The sequence below is a fragment of the Bacillus sp. AC266 genome (genome assembly GCF_979253805.1).
The window spans coordinates 1,094,626-1,117,068 of the sequence record NZ_CEEDEC010000001.1 but is presented as its reverse complement, the minus strand read 5'-3'; the positions used below and the strand labels follow the sequence as shown (position 1 = coordinate 1,117,068).

Annotated in this window: 22 protein-coding genes and 3 pseudogenes; 19 read left to right on the top strand and 6 right to left on the bottom strand. The window is 33.4% G+C overall.

All coding sequences use genetic code 11. The features are described 5' to 3' along the window. Positions 1 to 58 precede the first annotated feature (58 nt). Entirely contained in the window at positions 59 to 667 is a 609-nt protein-coding gene (locus AC0IXC_RS05680) for a hypothetical protein (RefSeq protein ID WP_201067191.1), read from the bottom strand. A 76-nt stretch (positions 668 to 743) separates the two neighbouring features. Between AC0IXC_RS05680 and AC0IXC_RS05675 the strand changes: the two genes are divergently transcribed. The 4 genes and pseudogenes from AC0IXC_RS05675 to AC0IXC_RS05660 all read left to right on the top strand — a co-directional run bounded on the left by AC0IXC_RS05675 (position 744) and on the right by AC0IXC_RS05660 (position 3,722). Beyond that, positions 744 to 965: a hypothetical protein gene (locus AC0IXC_RS05675; protein WP_040963065.1), complete on the top strand. Its 222-nt coding sequence runs from the start codon at positions 744 to 746 to the stop codon at positions 963 to 965. Between the two features lie 516 nt (positions 966 to 1,481). Then, positions 1,482 to 1,667, top strand: a pseudogene (locus AC0IXC_RS05670) (hypothetical protein); the annotation flags it as partial. Between the two features lie 785 nt (positions 1,668 to 2,452). Then, entirely contained in the window at positions 2,453 to 3,028 is a 576-nt protein-coding gene (locus AC0IXC_RS05665) for a C1q-like domain-containing protein (protein ID WP_002031829.1), read from the top strand. 136 nt (positions 3,029 to 3,164) lie between these two features. Then, positions 3,165 to 3,722: a C1q-like domain-containing protein gene (locus tag AC0IXC_RS05660; RefSeq protein ID WP_002031830.1), complete on the top strand. Its 558-nt coding sequence runs from the start codon at positions 3,165 to 3,167 to the stop codon at positions 3,720 to 3,722. A 91-nt stretch (positions 3,723 to 3,813) separates the two neighbouring features. On the opposite strand, the pseudogene AC0IXC_RS05655 reads toward AC0IXC_RS05660, so the two are convergent. Further along, positions 3,814 to 4,026, bottom strand: a pseudogene (locus AC0IXC_RS05655) (hypothetical protein). A gap of 220 nt (positions 4,027 to 4,246) precedes the next feature. Between AC0IXC_RS05655 and AC0IXC_RS05650 the strand changes: the two are divergent. After that, entirely contained in the window at positions 4,247 to 4,750 is a 504-nt protein-coding gene (locus tag AC0IXC_RS05650; protein ID WP_002141670.1) for a MepB family protein, read from the top strand. A gap of 350 nt (positions 4,751 to 5,100) precedes the next feature. Here AC0IXC_RS05650 and AC0IXC_RS05645 read toward each other — a convergent pair whose 3' ends face one another. Further along, entirely contained in the window at positions 5,101 to 5,295 is a 195-nt protein-coding gene (locus tag AC0IXC_RS05645; protein ID WP_002189528.1) for a hypothetical protein, read from the bottom strand. Positions 5,296 to 5,861: 566 nt separating this feature from the next. On the opposite strand from AC0IXC_RS05645, the gene AC0IXC_RS05640 reads away from it, so the two are divergent. The 4 genes from AC0IXC_RS05640 to AC0IXC_RS05625 all read left to right on the top strand — a co-directional run bounded on the left by AC0IXC_RS05640 (position 5,862) and on the right by AC0IXC_RS05625 (position 9,692). Continuing rightward, positions 5,862 to 6,857, top strand: a complete 996-nt coding sequence (locus AC0IXC_RS05640) for a glycoside hydrolase family 25 protein (RefSeq protein ID WP_002031833.1) — start codon at positions 5,862 to 5,864, stop codon at positions 6,855 to 6,857. Positions 6,858 to 7,000: 143 nt separating this feature from the next. Then, entirely contained in the window at positions 7,001 to 7,852 is an 852-nt protein-coding gene (locus AC0IXC_RS05635) for a peptidylprolyl isomerase PrsA (protein WP_002031835.1), read from the top strand. Between the two features lie 575 nt (positions 7,853 to 8,427). Further along, the gene (locus tag AC0IXC_RS05630; protein ID WP_002012623.1) at positions 8,428 to 8,649 is read left to right on the top strand and encodes a hypothetical protein; all 222 of its coding nucleotides are present in this window, start codon (positions 8,428 to 8,430) and stop codon (positions 8,647 to 8,649) included. 707 nt (positions 8,650 to 9,356) lie between these two features. Next, a complete protein-coding gene (locus AC0IXC_RS05625) occupies positions 9,357 to 9,692 on the top strand; it encodes a YolD-like family protein (protein ID WP_002085766.1) in 336 nt (111 codons plus the stop codon). A gap of 285 nt (positions 9,693 to 9,977) precedes the next feature. On the opposite strand, the gene gerPF is transcribed toward AC0IXC_RS05625, so the two are convergent. Continuing rightward, positions 9,978 to 10,193, bottom strand: a complete 216-nt coding sequence (gene gerPF, locus AC0IXC_RS05620; protein WP_001141569.1) for a spore germination protein GerPF — start codon at positions 10,191 to 10,193, stop codon at positions 9,978 to 9,980. A gap of 212 nt (positions 10,194 to 10,405) precedes the next feature. Here gerPF and AC0IXC_RS05615 point away from each other — a divergent pair, with 212 nt between their 5' ends. The 4 genes from AC0IXC_RS05615 (at position 10,406) to AC0IXC_RS05600 (ending at position 13,111) form a co-directional block, all read left to right on the top strand. Then, positions 10,406 to 10,744: a hypothetical protein gene (locus AC0IXC_RS05615; RefSeq protein WP_002031841.1), complete on the top strand. Its 339-nt coding sequence runs from the start codon at positions 10,406 to 10,408 to the stop codon at positions 10,742 to 10,744. A gap of 325 nt (positions 10,745 to 11,069) precedes the next feature. Then, positions 11,070 to 11,780 carry an SDR family oxidoreductase gene (locus tag AC0IXC_RS05610; protein ID WP_002085764.1) on the top strand — a complete coding sequence of 237 codons (711 nt, stop codon included), beginning with the start codon at positions 11,070 to 11,072 and terminating at the stop codon, positions 11,778 to 11,780. Between the two features lie 158 nt (positions 11,781 to 11,938). Then, the gene (locus AC0IXC_RS05605; protein WP_471652693.1) at positions 11,939 to 12,598 is read left to right on the top strand and encodes a DUF6944 family repetitive protein; all 660 of its coding nucleotides are present in this window, start codon (positions 11,939 to 11,941) and stop codon (positions 12,596 to 12,598) included. A 300-nt stretch (positions 12,599 to 12,898) separates the two neighbouring features. Next, on the top strand, positions 12,899 to 13,111 hold the full coding sequence (locus tag AC0IXC_RS05600) for a YqaE/Pmp3 family membrane protein (RefSeq protein ID WP_002085763.1): 213 nt from the start codon (positions 12,899 to 12,901) through the stop codon (positions 13,109 to 13,111). A gap of 67 nt (positions 13,112 to 13,178) precedes the next feature. Here AC0IXC_RS05600 and AC0IXC_RS05595 read toward each other — a convergent pair whose 3' ends face one another. Next, entirely contained in the window at positions 13,179 to 13,388 is a 210-nt protein-coding gene (locus AC0IXC_RS05595) for a KTSC domain-containing protein (protein WP_002035375.1), read from the bottom strand. Positions 13,389 to 13,854: 466 nt separating this feature from the next. On the opposite strand from AC0IXC_RS05595, the gene AC0IXC_RS05590 reads away from it, so the two are divergent. Beyond that, a complete protein-coding gene (locus tag AC0IXC_RS05590) occupies positions 13,855 to 16,374 on the top strand; it encodes a PBP1A family penicillin-binding protein (protein ID WP_061688759.1) in 2,520 nt (839 codons plus the stop codon). Between the two features lie 82 nt (positions 16,375 to 16,456). Here the strand turns inward: AC0IXC_RS05590 and AC0IXC_RS05585 are convergent, their stop codons facing one another. Beyond that, positions 16,457 to 16,735 carry a hypothetical protein gene (locus AC0IXC_RS05585; protein WP_002085760.1) on the bottom strand — a complete coding sequence of 93 codons (279 nt, stop codon included), beginning with the start codon at positions 16,733 to 16,735 and terminating at the stop codon, positions 16,457 to 16,459. A gap of 234 nt (positions 16,736 to 16,969) precedes the next feature. On the opposite strand from AC0IXC_RS05585, the gene AC0IXC_RS05580 reads away from it, so the two are divergent. The 5 genes and pseudogenes from AC0IXC_RS05580 to prpB all read left to right on the top strand — a co-directional run bounded on the left by AC0IXC_RS05580 (position 16,970) and on the right by prpB (position 22,330). Further along, complete coding sequence (locus tag AC0IXC_RS05580) at positions 16,970 to 18,124, top strand: MFS transporter (RefSeq protein ID WP_002031843.1); 1,155 nt, start codon at positions 16,970 to 16,972, stop codon at positions 18,122 to 18,124. Next, positions 18,105 to 18,331: pseudogene (locus tag AC0IXC_RS05575) on the top strand (HesB/YadR/YfhF family protein). The gene AC0IXC_RS05580 and the pseudogene AC0IXC_RS05575 overlap by 20 nt, the downstream one beginning before the upstream one ends. A gap of 415 nt (positions 18,332 to 18,746) precedes the next feature. Then, complete coding sequence (mmgD, locus tag AC0IXC_RS05570; protein WP_002127276.1) at positions 18,747 to 19,868, top strand: citrate synthase; 1,122 nt, start codon at positions 18,747 to 18,749, stop codon at positions 19,866 to 19,868. A gap of 98 nt (positions 19,869 to 19,966) precedes the next feature. Next, a complete protein-coding gene (gene prpD, locus AC0IXC_RS05565; protein WP_002031844.1) occupies positions 19,967 to 21,403 on the top strand; it encodes a 2-methylcitrate dehydratase in 1,437 nt (478 codons plus the stop codon). Between the two features lie 18 nt (positions 21,404 to 21,421). After that, entirely contained in the window at positions 21,422 to 22,330 is a 909-nt protein-coding gene (gene prpB / locus AC0IXC_RS05560) for a methylisocitrate lyase (RefSeq protein WP_002031847.1), read from the top strand. The last annotated feature ends 113 nt before the right edge of the window (positions 22,331 to 22,443 follow it).

Below are 22,443 nucleotides of genomic sequence, written 5' to 3'. Positions count from 1 at the left end.
TGAAAATTGTGCCCAAATTATGCATGGAAAAGGTATTGAAAGAGATGAATAGTACTCTTTACATCTTATTCCATATATAACAAAGCTGGTTAGCTTCTGATTCAAGCGCTATTAAATGATCATTATTAATAGAGTTATTCGTATACATTCTGTTCTTTTGGATGTTAAGAACCGTATAATTCACATCGTTATGTTCATTTGAAAATGTCGATTCGTTTAATAATGTCAGCGTTGAGTTGATGTTGTATTTATCAATTCGCTCTTTTTTTCCTTTGAAAAACAGTTTGATAAGATGCGGCTCATCATTAATGAGCAAACCGAGTTCAGGTGATGAGCGGACGATTAAATCATCTGATATCCAATGTGATTTACCTGGATCGAACCAAGAGACGTCTTTGTTTTTAATAAATTTTTTGTACTGTTTTATGACATCAATGTAGTTTTGCTTTTTCTTCTGATCAACCGTTTGCACTAATGTTTCGAAACATTCAAAAGGTAGTTCGTTTTGATGAAATTTAATAACAGTGTCTCGTAATTGTTTCCAGTAATCAAAAGCTGGTTGGTATTCCGGTTGAGATTTTAGATTTTTCGCAAAGTTTGTTTTAGCTGCACTACTTTTCAGTGTGAAATCTAAAAATTGTGTAAGTCCTACTTTAATTTCTGCCATATTACACCCCCTTTTCAAACATTACTAATTCGATAATGGAAAGGAAAATCCTGCATTTTTTAAGGGGGTGAGCTAGATGCTAGAAAACCCGATGTCCATGCACAATGGCTATGGTAAAGCTGATTCGCAAGAACAAGAGGGAATTATTACAACTTCTATCGATATCGAAAAGTTACAAGATGTCATAAGTCGAGCGGTAGTGATTTTGCAGGAGTGTCCAGAAGATGCTGAACTTGATGATTTAAATGGGAGCATTAATGAAGCGTTGGAATTGTTACAAAAGTATTTGGGGCAATAAAAAAGGACGAGCAGTCGTACCTGCTGTCCTTTATAGGAGGAAAATTATTCTGGACTAGAACTACGAATAACCAGAAAACGCGCTTTTAACCAGTGTTGTCAAAGATGTAATAATCTGTGCAACATAAAAGCTTAGTCGGAATTCAAAACACCAAAATGGCTTGCGTTGGTAAACAGGCTCAAAAGTAGTATATGCAAAATGAAAAATTCCATACAAAAAGCAGACAACAATTTTGGTTGTCTGCCTGTGAGTTGAATGAGTTAGCTAATTGTGATAAATTGCTTTCCCATTACAAGAAGAGTGAAGCTGCTAGTTCAAACAGCTTGTAGGTAGTGTTTTCGATATCTAAAAAAATATACAGAGAAAGCAGATAGGTGAAGAACCTGCCTGCTTACTACTGTAACAAAAGAAAGAAGTACTAGCCGTGGATACGACGACTTGAAAGTAGTATGTATTTTTATTTAAAAAATATTCAAGAGGTGAAGAAACATGGAGTGTTTGATAAATGGTGTCTATGAAATAGATAATGATTTTTTTGGTCCAATAAACTTTGCTAATGTTGTAGCTGTTTCATCCATAATTCAATTGAGTGCAGGGGATTTAGTCGAGATTTTTGCACAAAGTAGCGTAGCTGGAGTTATTAGTAATGTAGAAGATAGTACGCATTTTGAAGCTGCAAGATTCCCGTCTCCAAAAGTATAAGTGGTATGAAACCTTGTAAGTAATTTAATATCAGGACATTCCAAAATTTATACTCATCCTGTACAAGAACGGATAATTTATTTGTAGTGCATGAAGTATTTTAACGGTGTACAAGTTGTTTTGAAAGTGCTGGATAAATGAACTATGTACTGTTAAATAGTGTCTGATGATTGTAAACGAAACAGTCGAAGAAGAGTAGCGGTGTATGCAAAAAGAAATGCATGATGTTTAGGTAAAGAAAGCTTACTAGTTAGGGGATCTTACCGATTTAGTTTATGAAAAAAGGCAAAGAGTAACTCTTACCTTACTCCTTGTCCATGGAATACACAAAAATTATACGTTTGTACAGGTCAATAATTTACAATAATAATATTTGAATATAATGCTTGCAGGTAATTCTAAAGGATGAAAAAGTATTTGTTATAGAGTAAGTGTTGATTTTAAAGTGTTTTAAAGAGGATGTTTACAACTCAACGATAATAAAGGAATATTGAAATAATAAAATATGAAATATTGCATATCTCACTTAACAATATAATCTATTCAATAATAATAAAATCGTACAGAGGAGTTTTTTCTGAAAATCCGAGTTGATGAAACTAGATAATTTGTATTACTGATTTAACCAGAATATTACATGAGTGCTTTGTTTTTAAAAGTTATACTTTCTCTTCGCTCTGCCTTATGGTGGAGCATTTTTATTTTTGTAATCGCAATAACCTGTCCAAACTTTTCAAGTCTAGCATACATATTATGCAGTAGTAGATTAGAAAGGAGCACTATATATGTCTTGTTATTACTACTGTAAGAATTGTGAGAGTTACCAAAAGAAAAATCATGATTGCTGTAAAAAAAGAAGTGATTATTATAATAAGTGCGGTAAAAGATGTGATGACTGTTCTTGCGATCATAAGGAGAATAACCTTGTAAGAGCATCTGCTTTTAGAGCTGTAAATACAGTTAATCAAAACCTTCCAGCTAATACTTTTGTTAAAGTATTATTTCAAAATGAACAATTTGATTTAGCGAACGAATATAACCCAGCAACATCAGATTTTACTCCGAAGACTAGAGGAGTTTATTCCGTAATTGGGACGATTGGTTTCTTTCCGAACGATACAAATTTAAATTATAGAGCGCGTGTAGAAGTTCGAGTGAATGGAAATGCGGCAATTGCTATAGATAACGACTTTTTTGGTCCGATAAATTTCGGTAATGTCGTAAGTGTTTCAACAATACTTCAATTACATGCAGGTGATATTGTCGAGATTTTTGCACAAAGTAGTATAGATGGGGTTATTAGTAGTACAGAAGACGGTTCTCATTTTCAGGCTGCAAGATTCCCATCTCCAATTGTATAAATATTAAAAAGGAAAAAATTTATTAACTCTGCTTTTCGGTGGAGTTTTTTAATTTCATAATAGCAATAGCTCGTCCAAACTTTTTAAATTTATTTTGCATAGTATACAACAATAGATTTAGAAAGGGGATATAAATATGTCTTATTATTATTGTAAGCATTGCAATGGCTATAAAAAGACAAAGCATACTTGTTGTAAGAAGAGTACAGATTATTACGATAAGTGTTGTGATAATGAGAAAGATAAACTTGTAAGGGCATCTGCTTTTAGAGCGGTTAGTACAGTAAATCAAAATGTCACTGCAAATACTTTTGTTAAAGTATTATTCCAAAATGAACAGTTTGATTTAGCGAATGAATATAATCCAGTAACATCAGATTTTATTCCGAAGACTAGAGGGGTTTATTCTATTATTGGTACAATCAGCTTTGCACCTAATGATAGTAATACGAATTATAGAGCGCGTGTAGAAATTCGGGTAAATGATAATCCAGCTATAGCGATAGATAATGACTTTTTTGGTCCACCCAATTTTGCAAATGTCGTAGCTGTTTCAACAATACTTCAATTACATGCAGGAGATGTAGTTGAAATTTTTGCTGAGAGTGATGTAGATGGACTGATTATACAAAATGATCCAGGATTTATTAGTACGCATTTTGAAGCTGCAAGATTCCCATCTCCAATAAAATAAAAGACATGTTTGTGATTTATGGACTATTTTTTAAAAAAGGCCCTACCTTATGGTAGGGCCTTTTAGTTAAAGGTGTTAAATTGGTAATATATTAAAATAAGTTCATAAACACTTGATAAGCAACACCTAGAGTTAATATGATAGCTAACAGTTTTGCTACTCATCTCGGTGCATTTAAATTTAGTAAAAGGGAATGACATATACTAAATGTAATGCCGAGTGTTAAAAGAATTGCGATAAGATATAAAATTAATAGGAATAAAGGTTGCTCTATGGAGCCGAAGTCAATTTTGGATGGATTCATGTAATATGTACCTCGTTTTTTATTAATATATTAATGAAATAATGAAGAATATAAGGAATTGGAAGAGTAATGTAATAAATATTATAAAAGTAAATTTGAAGTTATGGATGGAGTAGATAAAATAATCTTTGAAAGACTATTCAAAGCCAACATTTGTTTAAGTTTAATATACAAGAACGAACGTTCTTGGTATACTGGAAAATAAAAAAGGTGCGTTTACATGACAAATTTTAGTAATATAATTGAAAAACTAGATGAAATGATTTACAAACCTAATAATCTATTAATTACTAAACGAAAAGAAGAAAAGCAAAATTCAGAATATGCAGGAGGGGTATTCCAGCTAAATAATAGAAGCATCCGATTTAGGGTATCAAAAATTACGCCTAATAAGATTGGACAATTTGTTTCTTTTTGGGAGAAGAATGCCTCCATGAGCAATCAGGCATTTTCTTATGATTCAGCTCCTAACCTTTTAGTTATCACTTGTATAGCGGATAATAACCTAGGACAATTTATTTTTCCAAAAGAGATTCTTCTAAAAGAAAAAATATTAAAAACTCAAAATCAAAAAGGGAAAATGGCTATGAGGGTTTACCCTATTTGGGATAAACCTATTAGTAATCAAGCTAAGAAGAGTCAATTGTGGCAACTTCATTATTTTGTCGATTTAAGTGATACTGAAAATGTAGCTACAGATAAATTATTAAACTTATATTCATAGCACATAATAAAAAAATTGAAATATTCAATGTTCGTTCAGATGATATTTGGAAATATTAACAGGGTAAGCCGTTAAGTAAAGAATAAAAAAGGAGCATACAAATAAAGTATGCTCAAAAAAAGATAGGTTTTATGAGTGGAGAATCTCCATACGATAATATATGCGCATTTCATTAATATGTGTAAAATATCAATAAAATATCAACAGAATATCAATTAATGAGTTATTTTAGTTTTTTAATGAAGTCATGTTTTGTGAAATGAAAAAGAGCCGTTTCTTTTGAAAGATGCGGCTCTTTTTATTATTTTGTTATCGTACTGTTCGAAATGATAAATCATAAAATTATACGATTAACAATTTGATAATGATCGGACTTCAGTTATATATTTCTTGAAGTCTGGATATTGAGATACAGTTTGGCAGGTAGTGGTGAGTAGTTGATTAATTAAAGATACATTTGTAATTACTTCGTTACAAGGACCATAGAATGTAACTTTTAGCTTTGAATTCGGGGGAACTTTGAATACGATAGGGATTTTTTTCATTAAATAAACTCCTTACATAACAGAGGTTATATGTTTATTTCCTTTTAATTAGGAAGACATATTAATATAATATGTAATTTTTATTGTAGTTGATTATTACATATACTGTATGAGTTGATGTAATTTCTATTACGTATCAAAATAGTGTTGTGAAAAAATATATATCATGTTTATAAAAAGCTTAAAAACAGACTAATATGAGGGAATAAGCGTTAATTAACTTGTCTCTATATAATAAATTGTAAAAAGGCAGCTTTTTTTAGCTGCCTTTTACAGGGAGATTGAAAAATCTTGGAGGTCATTCATGAGTATAAGCAAAAATTGCTTATATGTAGTATGTACATTATTTATAGTTTTATTCCAATATTTAGTATGAAATAAACGCAAGTTTATCGTTTACAAATGCAAAAAAAGAAGGACTTATTTATTATCGATAAAAAGAAATTATTTAGTTTTAAAAAATGATGAAAATATATTTATTTGTCTTATAGAAGCTTGCTATTAGGCGTATGGGTCTAGCAATAAAACAAGCTTTGAATAAGATAATAAAAAGGAGTTGATTAGTAATGGGTTATATTGTAGATATTTCGAAATGGAATGGAAATATTAATTGGGATATTGCAGCGTCTCAGCTAGATTTAGTTATTGCTAGAGTTCAAGATGGTTCGAATACGATCGATTTTATGTATCAAGGTTATGTGAAAGAAATGAAGAAACGTAGTATCCCATTTGGGAATTATGCATTTTGCCGTTTTATATCTATTTCAGATGCAAAAAAAGAAGCACAAGATTTTTGGAATCGTGGCGATAAAAACGCTAAATTTTGGGTGGCAGATGTAGAAGTTCAAACAATGATAGATATGCAAGGCGGGACTCAAGCATTTATTGATGAATTACGCCGATTAGGTGCAAAAAAAATTGGTTTATATGTAGGACATCACACGTATGTATCATTTGGAGCTCGCAATATTGATGCTGATTTTATTTGGATTCCTCGTTATGGAGGGAATAAACCAGCATATCCTTGTGATATTTGGCAATATACTGATTCAGGAAATGTTCCTGGTATTGGAAAATGTGATTTGAATCAATTAATTGGGAATAAAAATCTTTCTTGGTTTATAGGTTCAAATCAAACAAATCAATCTAGTATTGGAGACAGTAAGCGACCAAATGGAATTGGTATTGCAGTTTCAAAATATGATGATGGATACGGAATTAATTTATATGAAAATCCTGCGAATCCGCAATTTATAGGAAGACTTACGAAAAAAATCCCATATTTAATCTATAAAGGTTATTGGGGAGGTGGCGAAAAAGATATGATTTGTTTAGGTGGTGAACAACAGTGGGCTAAGTTAGAACATTTTAATGTACAATGGTTTTATGCATATTCAAAGTATACACCTGGATATGAAATTAGAACGTACGATGGGCCAAACGGGAATGATACAGGTGCGGTCGATGGGAGGGTTCCTTATCGTATTTGGAATCGTCAAGATGGATATATAGATATAGGTGGGAACAAATGGATCAAAGAAGAACATGTGCAGATTAAATGATGTTAAAAGTCGGATTTATGCCGGCTTTTTTATTTAATAAGGCTTGTCTCTGGCATGAAGAGAAATACTTGCAGAAAACACATTGATTTCACAATAGCGCTGTATAGTTCCTAATATACATTTATCAAAGTGAGGTATTTGAATTGAAAAAGAAAAAGCTATTTATGGGAACTATTATTGCATGTGTGGCGCTAACATTGTCTGCGTGTGGTTCCTCAGAAAATGTTGCAACATCAAAAGTAGGAAACGTGACAGAGAAAGAGTTAAGTAAAGAATTAAGGCAAACATATGGAAAAAGTACTTTATCTCAAATGATGTTAAATAAGGCATTGCTAGATAAATATAAAGTTTCAGATGAAGAAGCTAAAAAACAAGTAGAAGCAGCGAAGGAACAAATGGGTGACAAGTTTAAAGTGGCTTTAGAGCAAGTAGGATTAAAGAATGAAGATGAATTAAAAGAGAGAATGAAGCCAGAAATTGCACTTGAGAAAGCGATTAGAGCGACTGTCACAGATAAAGATGTGAAAGATAACCATAAACCTGAAATGAAGGTAAGTCACATTTTAGTGAAAGATGAAAAAACTGCGAAAGAAGTAAAAGAGAAAATAAATAATGGTGAAGATTTTACTGCTTTAGCGAAACAGTATTCGGAAGATACTGGTTCAAAGGAACAGGGCGGAGAAATCGCTGGTTTTGCTCCTGGTCAAACTGTGAAAGAGTTTGAGGAAGCTGCATATAAATTAGATGCAGGACAAGTAAGTGAGCCAATAAAAACATCTTATGGTTATCATATAATAAAAGTGACGGATAAAAAAGAATTGAAACCATTTGATGAAGTAAAAGATACGATTCGAAAAGATTTAGAACAACAAAGACTGCAAGATGCGACAGGTAAATGGAAACAACAAGTAATCAATGATCTATTGAAAGAAGCAGATATTAAAGTAACAGATAAAGAATTTAAAGATACATTTAAATTCTTAGATGAGAAATAAGGTTTAGAAGAAAAACAGAGATTTAGCATAATGCTATATTTCTGTTTTTTTGTTTTCAATAGAAAAGGGAACTCATATAGAGTTCCCTTTTCGCGTTAGTGTGTGAGTTATAAATAGATAGTAAGACAATACAATATTACATTTAAATATTAAGAATTACAATAGGAAAATTTGGATGTAGATAAAAGGAATAAGCAATTAAATTCGCAAAATGTTGAAATGATAATGTTTTAGTTAATTAATTTTGTTAAATATAAACTAAATATATTTTCGTGGAGAGTGAATTGAGGACATAATTTAAAGAATGGTACATATCATATTTATTGGAGTATAAATTAACTTTATAGGAAGTGACATGTTGAACATTTAGTACAAAAGTATGTTCTTAATGATGATAAGAATTATTTATCCCGCTATTTATGGGAGTCTTACTGCTCGTAAAAGCCCGATTGGTGAAGGCTAATAATCAGTGGGTGATGGACAAAACCCTCACTGATTATTAGCCTTCACCTTATTAAAATAGGATGAATATTTTTATATTTACTAGATTATTAAATTAATTTGGGGGAGAATATATGAAAGTTATTTTTAAGAGAGAAGGCGGAGGGAAAATTTTTGAATCATCTAATGAAAATATAAGCGTTCTATTAGCTGTATTAAAAGAAACAAAAGGGATAAAGATTGGGATGGTTGAGTATGAAGTATTAGAATATAAACTGGAATATTATCGGAATCCGAAAAAAACAGAAACAGAGAGAGAATTACATATTATAATGCAACCCAAGCATATTCAATAAAGAAAGTGAAAAATTGATGAGTGTGAATCTTACTGCCTACAAATAGCAGGATAAATGGTAGTAATTGTCGATATGTATGAAACTTATGAGGAATGAATTGTTTTACATCATAAGTTTCTAAAGCTTTGTGAGTTCGTTCATAATAAAAGTGTATGCTTTTGTTGAAGGATGGTTAATGAGATATAGCTGAAATTTGTATTCCAGAAAGAACGTTAGTTAGGATAGAAAAGTAAAATTAGAAATATAATTAGTTCAATAAAAGCGGCTTCACATTAGGTGGAGTCGCTTTTATTGTTGCTACACGTATTCTATGATGCGATAGGAAGTGCAAAGAAATTTGATTAATAAAAGGGAGTAATAAATGAGTATGAATAAACTTCATATATTAAAGTTGCATTTTATTTGAAAAATTTACATGTTGCACTTCCGTAAGAACGTTCGTTCGTGTATAATTAGAACGAATGTTCTTTCGAAGTGGAGATGTCTACAAATTCATAAATAGTTTTGAATTGGAAAGCTACGCTACGTATAAATAAGAGATGGATAAAGAATGAAGCGATAAGGCTTCTAACCGCAAGGGCTGCGGAGATAGCCTAATAAATTAGAGTTCGATAGAACTCTTTACTTAGGAATCCCCCACTTCTAAACGAAGTGAAAGTGGGGTAGTTCAAGCATGGATAGATATAGAAAATTGAGGAGTAAAGAAAATGAATTATGTAAAGATACAGGAAAAAGGAAGAGAGTGGGTTCCGTTTACAGTAATGTCGGAACAATTATTAAGTATGAAAAAAATTATTGGAGAGAAATTAAAAGTCCAAAGACCGCTAATAACAAATGAAGCGAAAGACAGCATTTCAGACAAATTATTAACTTCATTATTGTCTGAAGAAGAGATGTTAGTGACATATTTTGAAGAAGGATACATACTTACGAGTTATATGACAGTGGTTCATATAAATCCAATTCAACAAATTGTAAAATGTACAGATGCATTTTATAAAACATATATATTTTCTGCAATGGACATAATTGATGTAACCTAAAAGAAGCTGAATTTTGAAGTTTAGCTTCTTTAATTTATCTAGCTATTTACGGACAGGCAGATTCACACCTCAAAATTCGGCTGTGAGTCAGGCTACCTGTTAAAACCTAATTTTTTGAAGAGGTGAAGAACTAAATGAAAAAGCAGCTAGCTGCAAGCTAGCTGCTTAGTCCCAGGGAAAGGGAGAAAAAGATTGGCACTCAAAAAATCAATGATAGCTGTGTATCAGCCTGAGTATAGTATAGACAAATTTTAAAATGTTATACAAAAATGATTACAGATCTGGTTAGGCCGTACCAACTTGGTTTTGATCTGCTAGATCAGAATCAAATGTATTAGTCGCGCTAACCCCACTAAAAGTGTTCACTACGAAACCAACGTTAGATGCGCCAGAGCCGTTATAAGCTTTCGTATTCTCTTTTGGAGAAACATTGTAGAAATCACCTAAGTTGAAAGATCCGTTACTATTTTGTACAACTAAATTCCCAACAACTGAGGGCATAATTTTCACCTGCTTTATAAGTAATTGTTTGCATTACTATATGAAGGTATAGTCTAATTGGTTCATTTGACAAATATTCCGGAATAGAAAAATGTTTGAAGCTTTGTTTAATCAATCGAGCAAAAAGTATGTTAAAATTAATGAAGAGCTGAATTTTAAAAAGAATAAATTCGAATAATTAATATATATGGAATTAAAGGAGGCGAAATGTAATGGATAATGTTATAAAAACAGTGGATTTAACAGATGCAGAATCAAGTAAACTTATTGCTTATATTTATAGTAATGATGTCACATTGATCGAAAAAGCATTTTGTCCTAATGAAATAAAATTAAAGTTTAATGAAATAGCAATTTTATCGGCAATTAAAACCGCATATATTACGAAAGTATCTATAAGGAAAGAACTTGAAGCAATTTTTCACGATACAGGCGTTTTATTAGTAAAGCAAAATGTTGAAAGGAATAGTATTCAATCTATAACAATGCATTTTGAGCAATTTAAAAAGTTGCAAAATGAGATTGAGAATTTAAATAAAAGTATGTTATAAGACTAGGTGGAAATTTATTGATAGAGGTGGGCTCTGTTAAGTTGAAAAAGTGGATTGAAAAGTATTTGGATAAATCGAACCGTAAACATAAATATACTTTCATTAAGGTGTAACCTATATTTATCGATGTGAGAAATGTAGGGAATAGAAGATACAATTTAAAAATAATAACGATACAAACAAAAAGAGTAACTATGATGGTTACTCTTTTTGTTTGTAATATGTAATATCAAAAATACTTCTAAAGTATGAAATGAATTGATACTTAAGTGAGAAGTTGAATAAGAATAAAAAGAGTAATATTAATGGAAAGGAGGAGATGAAGTTGGAGCGAAACGACATTGGGAAACTTGTAATTATTACTGGAGTAACGCAAGGGTTAGGACGTGCAATGGTTGATAGGTTTCATGAATTGGGGTGGAACATAGCAGGGTGTGGACGCTCAAAAAATAAAATTGAAGAGCTTAATAAATATTACGGTGCTTCACATGATTTTCAAATAATTGATGTTTCAAATCATCACCAAGTTAGTAAATGGGCAAGTCGTATTCTTAATAAGTATAGGGCTCCCGATATGTTAATAAATAATGCATCGATTGTTAATCAAAATGCACCTCTATGGAAAGTTACCGCACAAGAATTTGAAAGTGTAATGAGTGTAAATGTGAACGGGGTAGTAAATGTCATTAGGGCGTTCGTCCCGGCGATGATAGCTAGGAAAGAAGGAATTATTATTAACATGAGCTCTAGTTGGGGAAGAGAAGGCGAGGCTGAACTTGCGCCATATTGTGCCTCGAAGTTTGCTGTTGAAGGTATCACGCAGTCAATGGCAATGGAACTGCCAAATGGTATGGCAGTAGTTGCTTTAGATCCAGGTGGCAGTATTAGCACTCCAATGCTTCACTTATGTGCACCTCAATATGTAAAAGAATCTCCTACACCTGAAATGTGGTCACATAAAGCAATTCATTATATATTAAATATATCAATAGATAAAAACGGTGAGTCATTGACATGTCCGGCATACATTCATTGAGAAACTCCTTGTCAAAAAGAGCGCCTGAAAGGTGCTTTTTTGTATTATTAGTACATTATGTGATGCACAAAATTACATATGAAAAATAGAATAATGAATTAAAGGTGATATTTGTTTGTTTTGAATGTACTAGAAAATTTAAATATAGGTGATGGGAAATGAACCTACGCGATTTAGAATTGACAGGTGCCTGGTTTCAAGTAGGAGGAAATCTTATAGCAGCAATTGGAACAACTAGAGGGTTTGCAGGGGAAGAAAAGATTGAGTCCGATCTCGTTATTGTAGGGAGTTCATTACAAGCTCTCGGATATATATTACAAATTATAGCAACTAATGATGCGAAAGATGAAGATAAATATGAGAAGCAAGAGGTAACTATAGATAATAAAAATAAAGCGCTAGCGAAAACGGGGATTGAGTTATTAGCTTTAGGTAATATTTCAAATGTAATAGGAACGTATTTTAATCTCAATGAACAAATGAAAGAAAATGATTTCCTTATAATTACTGGAAATAGTTTGCAATCAATTGGCGCTTTTTTAGGAGTAGAAGTAGCATTGAATGAGATAAATGGAATACAGTGGATTATCGTATTAGGGAATTCAATGCAAAGTTTAGGTGCGGGATTACAAGCATATGAAGGTATTAAAAATATACCAAAAGAAGAAAAGGGAAAAGAAGACAGTAATATAGATAAAGAAGATCAACGTATAATAGGGCTAATAGGTATTTGGATACAGGCAATAGGTACTGTAATTTCAGCAATTGGATTAACCGAAATAGTAGAGGAACAACGATTGGAATCTAAGAAAAGGTGATGAAATACTCATTTCAATGAAGTTTGGAGTATTTCAATTTTAGAAGTAGGACAAGATGGATGTGTTAATTGTTTTTGTAGGCTTTTTCATATAGGCGTAGAATATACATATAAACGAACAGGTGAAAATAACTTGTTAACGTTAGTGAGAGGTTCCTCATTTAGTTATACTATTATATGTGATTTTTGTAATGATGAGTTCTTATATACGCTTTTAGAAATAACATGATTTCATAGGTTTGATAGTGTAGGAGATGGATGGGGAAGAATCGAAAAATAAACATTAAGGAGTTTTTCAGACATGATGTACTTATTAGCAATTTTACTTCCGCCGGTAGCTGTTTTATTTTGCGGAAAGCCATTTCAAGCGATTATTAATTTCATTTTAACCTTAATTTTTTGGGTTCCAGGAGCGATACACGCAGTTCTTGTCGTACATGATAAAAAAGCCGACAGGCGACTTAAAAAACAAGTTCAGGCGTATGATGAAATTAATAAAAGAAATAGAAGGTAAATTGCGATTGACATACAAAAAAGAAAGGGGATTTGATTCGCCTTTCTTTTTTGTATGCCAATCAAGTTTAAATTTTAGTATAGCGGTAAGAATTTTTAATATAAGTATTATGATAATAACTTTTAGAATGTGCGTTTAATAAACCGGTGTAAATGCTTTCTGGCACATTAAAGAAATCATACATACCATTCTTTAGTTGAATACGTAAAATCATAGAAAAAGGATTATAGCCAACAGCAACTAATTTTTTTGAAATAACGGGAGATAGCTCCATCATTACGCAACTCCTTATTTTTCATTTTAGATGGTTTCTTGTAGAGAAGGGGATTGTCGTGTTGAAATCCTAATAATTAAAGGAGTATTATACTTATATGCAATATATTAAATGTTTGTTATACGTAATTATAAGGAAGTTCACACGAAGTACATATCGTTGTGCTATTTTTATTTCACCTTTGATTTATAAATAAGAAAATATTGACCATTTGAAAAAAAGGTATATTATTTATACGAGGTATTAAAAATTCACTTCTTACATTCTATGCTTTAAGGGGCAGTATTATTAGAAAAAATAGAAGTGAAAATAGTTTGTATAAGAAGTATTCTAAAATGTATAATCTGTGAATTAGGAAAATATTGAATGCTCCAGGTCAATATACTTTCTTGATTAAATGTATTTGGGAAAGTGACCTCAATATTTTCAAGTAAATCAACGGGAGAATTGAAAGGCAGGAGAAAGTAACATGTCAGAAAATTATCGTTCTCGAGAGGAGCGACGACAAGTTCAAAAGAAAAAACAACCAGCTTCTAAAAAAACAAAACCAAAAGGTAAAACATCGTTTTTTCGTAAATTTTTAATCAGTTGTTTACTACTTGGTATTGTAGGTTTAGTGGCAGGGGTTGCAACCTTTTTCGTAATGATTAAGGATGCACCAAAACTTGAGAAAGCAAAACTTGTTAATCCGTTATCCTCAAAAATCTATGATAAAGACGGGAATTTGGTATATGAATATGGGAAAGAAAAGCGGACGAATGTTACGTATGATCAAATCCCTAAATTGGTAGAAAATGCATTTTTAGCAACAGAAGATTCGCGTTTTTATGAGCATAGCGGAGTAGATTTTAAAGGTACTGCTCGTGCAGTTTTAGTTAGTCTTAAGGGAGATTATGGCTCTCAAGGTGGTAGTACGATAACGCAGCAAGTTATTAAAAACTACTTCTTATCGATGGAAAAAACGTCAAAACGTAAAGTTCAGGAAATATATTTAGCGTATAAGCTAGAACAACAATATTCAAAACATGAAATATTAGAGATGTATTTAAATAAAATTAATTTAGGAAACCGTTCATATGGAATCGCAACAGCAGCACAAAACTACTACGGTAAAGAATTGAAAGATTTAACATTACCAGAAGTTGCGATGCTAGCTGGCTTACCAAAAGCACCGAATAACTATGACCCAACGAAAAAAGAAAATGTTCAAAGGGCAACAGAAAGAAGAAATACTGTACTAAACTTAATGAATAGACATGGTTATATTACAAAGGCAGAAATGGAAGAAGCTTCGAAAGTACCAGTGGATAAAAATATTAAGAGTGCAGCTGAACTACAAGCGATGCCATATACTGCATTTATGGATGCAGTAGTTAAAGAAGTAGAAAAGGAAATACCAGATGTTAATATTGGATCTGATGGTTTAGAAATTTATACAACATTGGATCCAAAAGCACAGAAATTAGCTGATAATATTTTGAATACAAATATTATTAATTATCCAAATGATAAATTCCAAGGTGCTTTCACATTTATGGATACGAAAACTGGAGAAGTTCGCGCTATAGGTAGTGGGCGCGGTGAAAATAAAGCAGTATTTAAAGGGCATAATATGGCGATTGAATTAGATCGTGCAGCTGGTTCAACGATGAAACCAATTTTTGATTACGCTCCTGCAATTGAATATTTAAAATGGGCTACTTATCATCAAATTGATGACTCTCCATTTAAGTATTCAACTGGCCAAGAAGTTAGAAATGCAGATAGAAGTCATTTAGGGCCAATCTCAATGCGTGAAGCACTAACAAAGTCACGTAATATCCCAGCTATTAAAACAGCTAAAGAGGTAGGTATTAGTAAATCGAAAGAGTTCTCTGAGAAATTAGGTATTACATTTAATGTAGCACCGACAGAATCAACAGCGATCGGTACAAATGAAGCGTCACCAACTGAAATTGCAGGTGCTTATGCGGCATTTGGGAATGACGGTAAGTATACGAAGCCGCATTTTGTTAAGAAAGTAGTTTATCCAGACGGCAAGTCACAAAGTTTTGGACAAAAACCAAAATCAGTTATGGCGGATTCTACAGCATATATGATTACTGATATGCTTCGTTCTGTAGTTACATCAGGTACTGGTACATCGGCAAATGTGGCCTCTTTAGATGTAGCTGGTAAAACAGGTACAACTAACTATTCTTCAAAACAACTAGCACAATATGGAATTCCAGAAAGTGCAACTCGTGATAGTTGGTTTGCAGGATATACACCGCAATATACGATGGCAGTATGGACTGGATATACGAAAGATGGTAAAGACGAGTATATTAGTAGTAAAAATACGAAAATTGCACAGTTGATCTTTAAAGAAATGATGAGCGAGATGGCTACAGATAAATCACGCTTTAAAATGCCAAGTAGTGTTATTCAAGAAGGTAGTGAATTGCGTATAAAAGGTGAAAAACGTGATTCATCTCCAAATACTAGCGTACCGGATACAACGGAACAACCAAAACAAGATCAACAGCAAAAAACTGAAGAAGAGAAAAATCAAGAGGAATTAAAGAAACAGGAAGAACTTAAGAAACAAGAAGAGCAAAAGAAACAAGATGAACTTAAGAAGCAAGAAGAGCTTAAGAAGCAAGAAGAGCAAAAGAAACAAGATGAACAGAATAAGCAAAATGAACAAAACAATGGAAATGGTCAAGGAACTCCAAATCCACCAACTAATGGAGGTGACCAAGGAACTCCAAATCCACCAACCACTGGAGGTGGCCAAGGAACTCCAAATCCACCAACCACTGGAGGTGGTCAAGGAACTCCAAATCCGCCAACTACTGGAGGTGGCCAAGGAACTCCAAATCCACCAACCACTGGAGGTGGCCAAGGAACTCCAAATCCACCAACCACTGGAGGTGGCCAAGAAACTCCAACCCCACCAACTACTGGCGGGAACACAGGAGAGGCTCCTTCCAATAATGGACAATAAATAATGCATTTTAAAAGCACCGAAGGTACCGGGAAAAACGGTTTCTTTGGTGCTTTTTGTATTATAAAGAGTAATATTATTTTTAAATATTAAAAGTACCATAGAAATTTTGAAAGTAAATTGATGGGAAATGATAAAAAATTTGAGTTGGCGGTATTGGATAACTAGGGCCATAAAAAGTAGTACTACTCGGGTGTGTACCATGATGCCAAAATGAAGGGGTGACTTGGTCAGTCGATTGATATTGTTGCCAAGCGGCAGGAAGTTCGATACCAACATCAGAACTAGCTGTATGAACGACAGGAACATGTATTGAGGGAGCTGATGGGACAACGGCGGTTATTCTTGGTGATACCCACATGAAAACGATCACTCCTAAGTTTAATAATAAAATAGTATATTCTTCTAAAACCTATAAAGGTACATATATAGGTTTTTTGCTTAAAACATAGGCATAAAGTCGTAAGACCAACTTAAATTGATGGTAGACCATTTATTATGAAAAGATACGTCTATTAGCGGAGGGCAAGGGAACATGAAAAATATACAATTGATGTGTTGATTGTATATTTTACGTGTTTATGGAGGGATTTTAATGGAACGATTATGGACGAAATCATTTATACAAATGACTATCGCGATGTTATTTTTATTTACGGGGTTTTATTTACTTGTTCCAACGCTCCCGCTCTTTATTAAAGAGATTGGTGGAAATGAATCGCAAGTTGGACTGATGATGGGAATGTTTACAATAGCGGCAGTTGTAATACGACCGATTATTGGAGGTATGTTAGATCAATATGGTAGAAGATCTTTTATTATTTTCGGACTCATATTTTTTGGGATAACGATGTATTCGTATAATTTAGCATCGACTATTGTCCTTTTAGCTGTTTTACGCGTTATTCACGGAGTGACGTGGGCTGTTTCTACAACAGCAGTTGGAACAGCGATAACTGATATTATTCCAGATTCACGTCGTGGTGAAGGGATGGGCTGGTATGGCATGGCGATGACAATCGCGATGGCAATTGGCCCGATGATTGGATTATGGGTTGTACAAAATTATTCATTTCATGGTCTATTCTTGTTAGCAACTCTTTTATCCTTTATGGCAGTCGTATTATCGTTAATAACGAAAATGCCATTCACGCCACAAAAAGAAAAAGGGAAAATTCAGCTGTTTGAAAAATCCGTTTTATCAATAACGGTTGTTGTTTTCTTTTTATCATTTGCATATGGAGGAATAACAACATTTTTACCGTTATTCGCGTCATCAATTGATGTGAATCCTGGGACATTCTTTCTTGTATATGCAATTGCTTTAACAATTGTACGACCTATTTCAGGAAAACTATTAGATAAGTATGGAGAAGTTTTTATCATACTTCCGGCACTATGTATTACTATTTTAGCGATAGTTGTACTAACGATTTCAAATGGTTTGATAGGTGTAATGATTGCAGCGGCATTATATGGTGTTGGATTCGGTTCAGCACAGCCCGCTTTACAAGCAGCGATGCTGACAATTGTTGATCCTAGTAAAAGAGGAGTTGCTAACGCTTCATTCTTTACCGCTTTTGATTTAGGGATTGGATTAGGTGCGATTTTACTTGGAGTAGTTTCACAAATGTTTGGTTACCGTATTTTATTTGCAGGTAGTGCAATTTCAGGATTAATAGCTTTAATTATATTTGTCATTTTTGTAAAACAACGATTAGGCAAAAAAGATTTTGCGTATAAAGCATGATGAATCTATTTGATGTATTGTAAGGTACGGAGGAAATAGCTCAATTCAGCCCGGATATTCTTTAGGGATTGTTTCTGAGAAATCAGTTCGGGAAATAGTGTCAGTTGAGAAAGACGGTAGTTTATTTTTATAGATTTTGATGATCTTTCGTACTTTCAAAACTATGAATTAGTTGTAAGCTATCGTAAAGAAACGGAAGAAATTTAATTTAATTATGTAAAATAATAATTTTATTAAAAATAAATAAATTTTATATAAGAATTATATTTATGGGAATATGAAATAAATATTATAAAAAACCGAGCTGCGCATGAGTGCAGCTCGGTTTTTTATGTTTGTTGAAGAAAAAGGGATTAAAGGTATATTTAGTGGGATTATATGGATAATTGTTATATTTCGTTTTAAAACATTGTAAAAGGATGTCTGTCCTTTCTTTATAAAAGATGAAAGTTATTTTTGAAAAATTGTATTATTACATCGGTAAAAGTATAGGAAACTTATCATTATAAAATAAATTGAAATCTTCTAAAAACTCTGATACATTGAAATAGAAATGTAGTTTCATATTATTGTAAAGGCTTACAGTTATGTGCACGAAGATCTATTAGGATTGGAGGAAATAATGATGAAAGCTGAAGAAAAATTTTCCCCGGGATTAGATGGTGTAGTAGCAGCGGAAACGAAAATTTCGTTTCTTGACACAGTAAAAGGTGAAATTGTAATTCAAGGGTATGATTTAATCGAACTCTCAAAAACAAAAGAGTATTTAGACATTGTGCACCTTTTATTAGAAGAACGTTTACCGAATGAGGATGAGAAAGCAACAATTGAAAAGAAATTAAAAGAAGAATATGCAGTGCCAGAAGGTGTATTCAATGTTCTAAAGGCATTGCCTAAGGAAACGCATCCTATGGATGGGCTACGTACAGGTGTGTCTGCATTAGCTGGTTACGATAGTGATATCGAAAACCGCTCGTTAGAAGTGAATAAAAGTCGAGGATACAAGCTTTTAAGTAAAGTGCCAAATATTGTAGCGAATAGCTACCATATTTTAAATAATGAGGAACCAATTGAGCCTCTTCAAGAATTGTCATATAGTGCGAATTTCTTCTATATGTTAACTGGAAAGAAACCAACTGAACTTGAAGAGAAAATCTTTGATCGTTCCCTTGTTTTATATAGTGAACATGAAATGCCAAACTCTACATTTACAGCACGCGTTATTGCATCAACGCAATCCGACTTATACGGCGCTTTAACAGGAGCAGTTGCATCCTTAAAAGGAAGTCTTCATGGCGGTGCGAATGAAGCGGTTATGTACATGCTTTTAGAAGCTGGTAATGTTGAGAAATTTGAAGAGTTATTACAGAAGAAACTATATAACAAAGAAAAAATTATGGGCTTTGGACACCGTGTTTATATGAAAAAGATGGATCCAAGAGCACTTATGATGAAGGAAGCATTAAAGCAGTTATGTGATGTGAAAGGCGATTATACACTATATGAAATGTGTGAAGCTGGAGAAAAAATTATGGAGAAGGAAAAAGGAATTTATCCGAATCTTGATTATTATGCTGCTCCAGTATATTGGATGCTTGGTATTCCAATTCAACTTTACACACCAATCTTCTTTAGTTCTAGAACAGTAGGGCTATGTGCACACGTAATTGAGCAACATGCGAACAATCGTTTGTTCCGTCCACGTGTAAATTATATTGGCGAGCGACATGCATTTAGTAAATAAAAACAACTGGGGAGTTGTTAGCGCCGCCCGCCAGATGGGTGTTTGACCGACACCCATCATTAATAATAACGAATTTTCGACAGAAAGGGAAGAATAGCATGATTAAAACAAATGAAATTAAACAAAAAGATGCATTATTAGAAGAAATTACGGACTATGTATTAAATAAAGAGGTTACAAGTGCAGAGGCATTCAGTACGGCTCGCTACGTATTACTTGATACACTTGGATGTGGAATTTTAGCACTACAATACCCAGAGTGTACGAAATTATTAGGACCAGTTGTACCAGGAACAATCGTGCCAAATGGTACACGTGTACCAGGAACATCTTATGTGCTAGATCCAGTAAAAGGCGCATTTAATATCGGATGTATGATCCGTTGGTTAGACTATAACGATACTTGGCTTGCAGCAGAGTGGGGACATCCATCTGATAACTTAGGCGGAATTTTAGCAGTTGCAGATTATATTAGCCGCGTTCGTATTTCAGAAGGAAAAGAACCATTAAAAGTACGTGAAGTACTAGAAATGATGATTAAAGCACATGAAATTCAAGGTGTACTTGCTTTAGAAAACAGTTTAAACCGTGTTGGTCTTGATCACGTATTATACGTAAAAGTAGCGACGACTGCAGTAGTTGCAAAAATGCTTGGCGGAACGCGTGAGGAAATCTTTAATGCATTATCACATGCGTGGATTGATAATTCTAGTCTTCGTACATATCGTCATGCTCCAAATACAGGTTCACGTAAATCATGGGCAGCAGGTGATGCGACGAGCCGCGGTGTTCATCTTGCAATGACTGCATTAAAAGGTGAAATGGGTTACCCAACGGCATTATCTGCACCAGGATGGGGATTCCAAGATGTGTTATTTAACAAGCAAGAATTAAAATTAGCAAGACCGCTAGAATCTTATGTAATGGAAAATGTATTATTCAAAGTGTCATTCCCAGCAGAATTCCATGCACAAACAGCTGCAGAATGTGCAGTGAAATTACATCCGGAACTTAAAGAAAGATTAGATGAAATTGATCGTATTACAATTACAACTCATGAGTCAGCAATTCGTATTATCGATAAAGAAGGTCCATTAAATAACCCAGCTGATCGCGATCACTGCCTACAATACATTACGGCAATAGGTTTATTAAAAGGAGATATCGTTGCGGATGATTATGAGGATGTAGTAGCGAATGATCCACGTGTAGATGAATTACGTAATAAGATGGTTGTTGTTGAAAACAAACAGTACAGTTTAGATTACCTTGACCCGAACAAGCGCTCAATCGCCAACGCTGTTCAAGTTCATTTTAAAGATGGTACTGTAACAGAAAATGTGGAATGTGAATACCCACTTGGCCACCGTTTCCGTAGAGACGAAGCAATTCCAAAAGTTGTTCGAAAATTCACTGCAAATATGGCAGGTCATTATTCTAGTAAGCAACAAGAAAAAATCCATGATGCTTGTCTAAATGAAGAAAAACTAGAAAATATGAATGTAAACGAATTTGTAGATCTATTCTTAATTTAATAATAGGGGGAATTTAGAATGGCTTGGGTTGTGAATAAACAGTCAACACAAGAGGAGCTTGCGAATCGCTTCCGAGCTTTAGTAGAAGCAAATGAAATTTTGCAAATTCCAGGTGCTCATGATGCAATGGCGGCTCTTGTTGCGAAAAACACAGGTTTTTCAGCTCTATATTTATCGGGAGCTGCTTACACTGCAAGTAAAGGACTACCAGATTTAGGAATCGTGACGTCTACTGAAGTAGCAGAGAGAGCAAGGGATCTAGTTAGAGCTACAGATTTACCAGTTCTTGTTGATATTGATACAGGATTTGGTGGAGTACTAAACGTAGCGAGGACAGCTGTAGAAATGGTGGAAGCGAAAGTTGCGGCTGTTCAGATTGAAGATCAACAATTACCAAAGAAATGTGGACATTTAAATGGTAAGAAACTTGTTACTACAGAAGAATTAGTTCAAAAAATTAAAGCGATTAAAGAAGTTGCGCCAAGTTTATATATTGTAGCACGCACAGATGCTCGCGGCGTGGAAGGATTAGATGCAGCGATTGAAAGAGCGAATGCATATGTAAAAGCAGGGGCAGATGCAATATTCCCAGAAGCGCTTCAATCGGAAGAAGAATTCCGTTTATTTACTAGCAAAGTGAATGCACCTTTACTAGCAAATATGACTGAGTTCGGAAAAACACCATATTATAGTGCAGAGGAATTTGCGAATATGGGCTTCCAAATGGTAATTTATCCTGTAACTTCACTTCGTGTTGCTGCAAAAGCATATGAGAATGTGTTTACGCTAATTAAGGAAACGGGTTCTCAAAAAGATGCACTTTCTAATATGCAAACGAGAAGTGAATTATATGAAACAATTTCATATCATGACTTTGAAGAGTTAGATACTGGAATTGCAAAAACAGTATTATCTGAAGATCAATAGGTAGAAGGATTTAGGCGATGAAAATACATCTTTGGCAAAACGAACTGCTTGATGTGAAAAATCATCGCCTTCTGTTTTCAATAATAAGATATTCCACTCATCGTAGACGAGCA

Bases quoted from the DNA above. Each gene is read 5' to 3' on its own strand.
- AC0IXC_RS05625 (WP_002085766.1), top strand. From the start codon at position 9,357: ATGAATTATGTAAAGATACAGGAAAAAGGAAGAGAGTGGGTTCCGTTT.
- AC0IXC_RS05640 (WP_002031833.1), top strand. From the start codon at position 5,862: ATGGGTTATATTGTAGATATTTCGAAATGGAATGGAAATATTAATTGG.
- AC0IXC_RS05600 (WP_002085763.1), top strand. From the start codon at position 12,899: ATGATGTACTTATTAGCAATTTTACTTCCGCCGGTAGCTGTTTTATTT.
- prpB (WP_002031847.1), top strand. From the start codon at position 21,422: ATGGCTTGGGTTGTGAATAAACAGTCAACACAAGAGGAGCTTGCGAAT.
- AC0IXC_RS05595 (WP_002035375.1), bottom strand. From the start codon at position 13,388: ATGATGGAGCTATCTCCCGTTATTTCAAAAAAATTAGTTGCTGTTGGC.
- prpD (WP_002031844.1), top strand. From the start codon at position 19,967: ATGATTAAAACAAATGAAATTAAACAAAAAGATGCATTATTAGAAGAA.
- AC0IXC_RS05680 (WP_201067191.1), bottom strand. From the start codon at position 667: ATGGCAGAAATTAAAGTAGGACTTACACAATTTTTAGATTTCACACTG.
- AC0IXC_RS05630 (WP_002012623.1), top strand. From the start codon at position 8,428: ATGAAAGTTATTTTTAAGAGAGAAGGCGGAGGGAAAATTTTTGAATCA.
- mmgD (WP_002127276.1), top strand. From the start codon at position 18,747: ATGATGAAAGCTGAAGAAAAATTTTCCCCGGGATTAGATGGTGTAGTA.
- AC0IXC_RS05580 (WP_002031843.1), top strand. From the start codon at position 16,970: ATGGAACGATTATGGACGAAATCATTTATACAAATGACTATCGCGATG.
- AC0IXC_RS05605 (WP_471652693.1), top strand. From the start codon at position 11,939: ATGAACCTACGCGATTTAGAATTGACAGGTGCCTGGTTTCAAGTAGGA.
- AC0IXC_RS05645 (WP_002189528.1), bottom strand. From the start codon at position 5,295: ATGAAAAAAATCCCTATCGTATTCAAAGTTCCCCCGAATTCAAAGCTA.
- gerPF (WP_001141569.1), bottom strand. From the start codon at position 10,193: ATGCCCTCAGTTGTTGGGAATTTAGTTGTACAAAATAGTAACGGATCT.
- AC0IXC_RS05660 (WP_002031830.1), top strand. From the start codon at position 3,165: ATGTCTTATTATTATTGTAAGCATTGCAATGGCTATAAAAAGACAAAG.
- AC0IXC_RS05615 (WP_002031841.1), top strand. From the start codon at position 10,406: ATGGATAATGTTATAAAAACAGTGGATTTAACAGATGCAGAATCAAGT.
- AC0IXC_RS05650 (WP_002141670.1), top strand. From the start codon at position 4,247: ATGACAAATTTTAGTAATATAATTGAAAAACTAGATGAAATGATTTAC.
- AC0IXC_RS05665 (WP_002031829.1), top strand. From the start codon at position 2,453: ATGTCTTGTTATTACTACTGTAAGAATTGTGAGAGTTACCAAAAGAAA.
- AC0IXC_RS05590 (WP_061688759.1), top strand. From the start codon at position 13,855: ATGTCAGAAAATTATCGTTCTCGAGAGGAGCGACGACAAGTTCAAAAG.
- AC0IXC_RS05675 (WP_040963065.1), top strand. From the start codon at position 744: ATGCTAGAAAACCCGATGTCCATGCACAATGGCTATGGTAAAGCTGAT.
- AC0IXC_RS05585 (WP_002085760.1), bottom strand. From the start codon at position 16,735: ATGTGGGTATCACCAAGAATAACCGCCGTTGTCCCATCAGCTCCCTCA.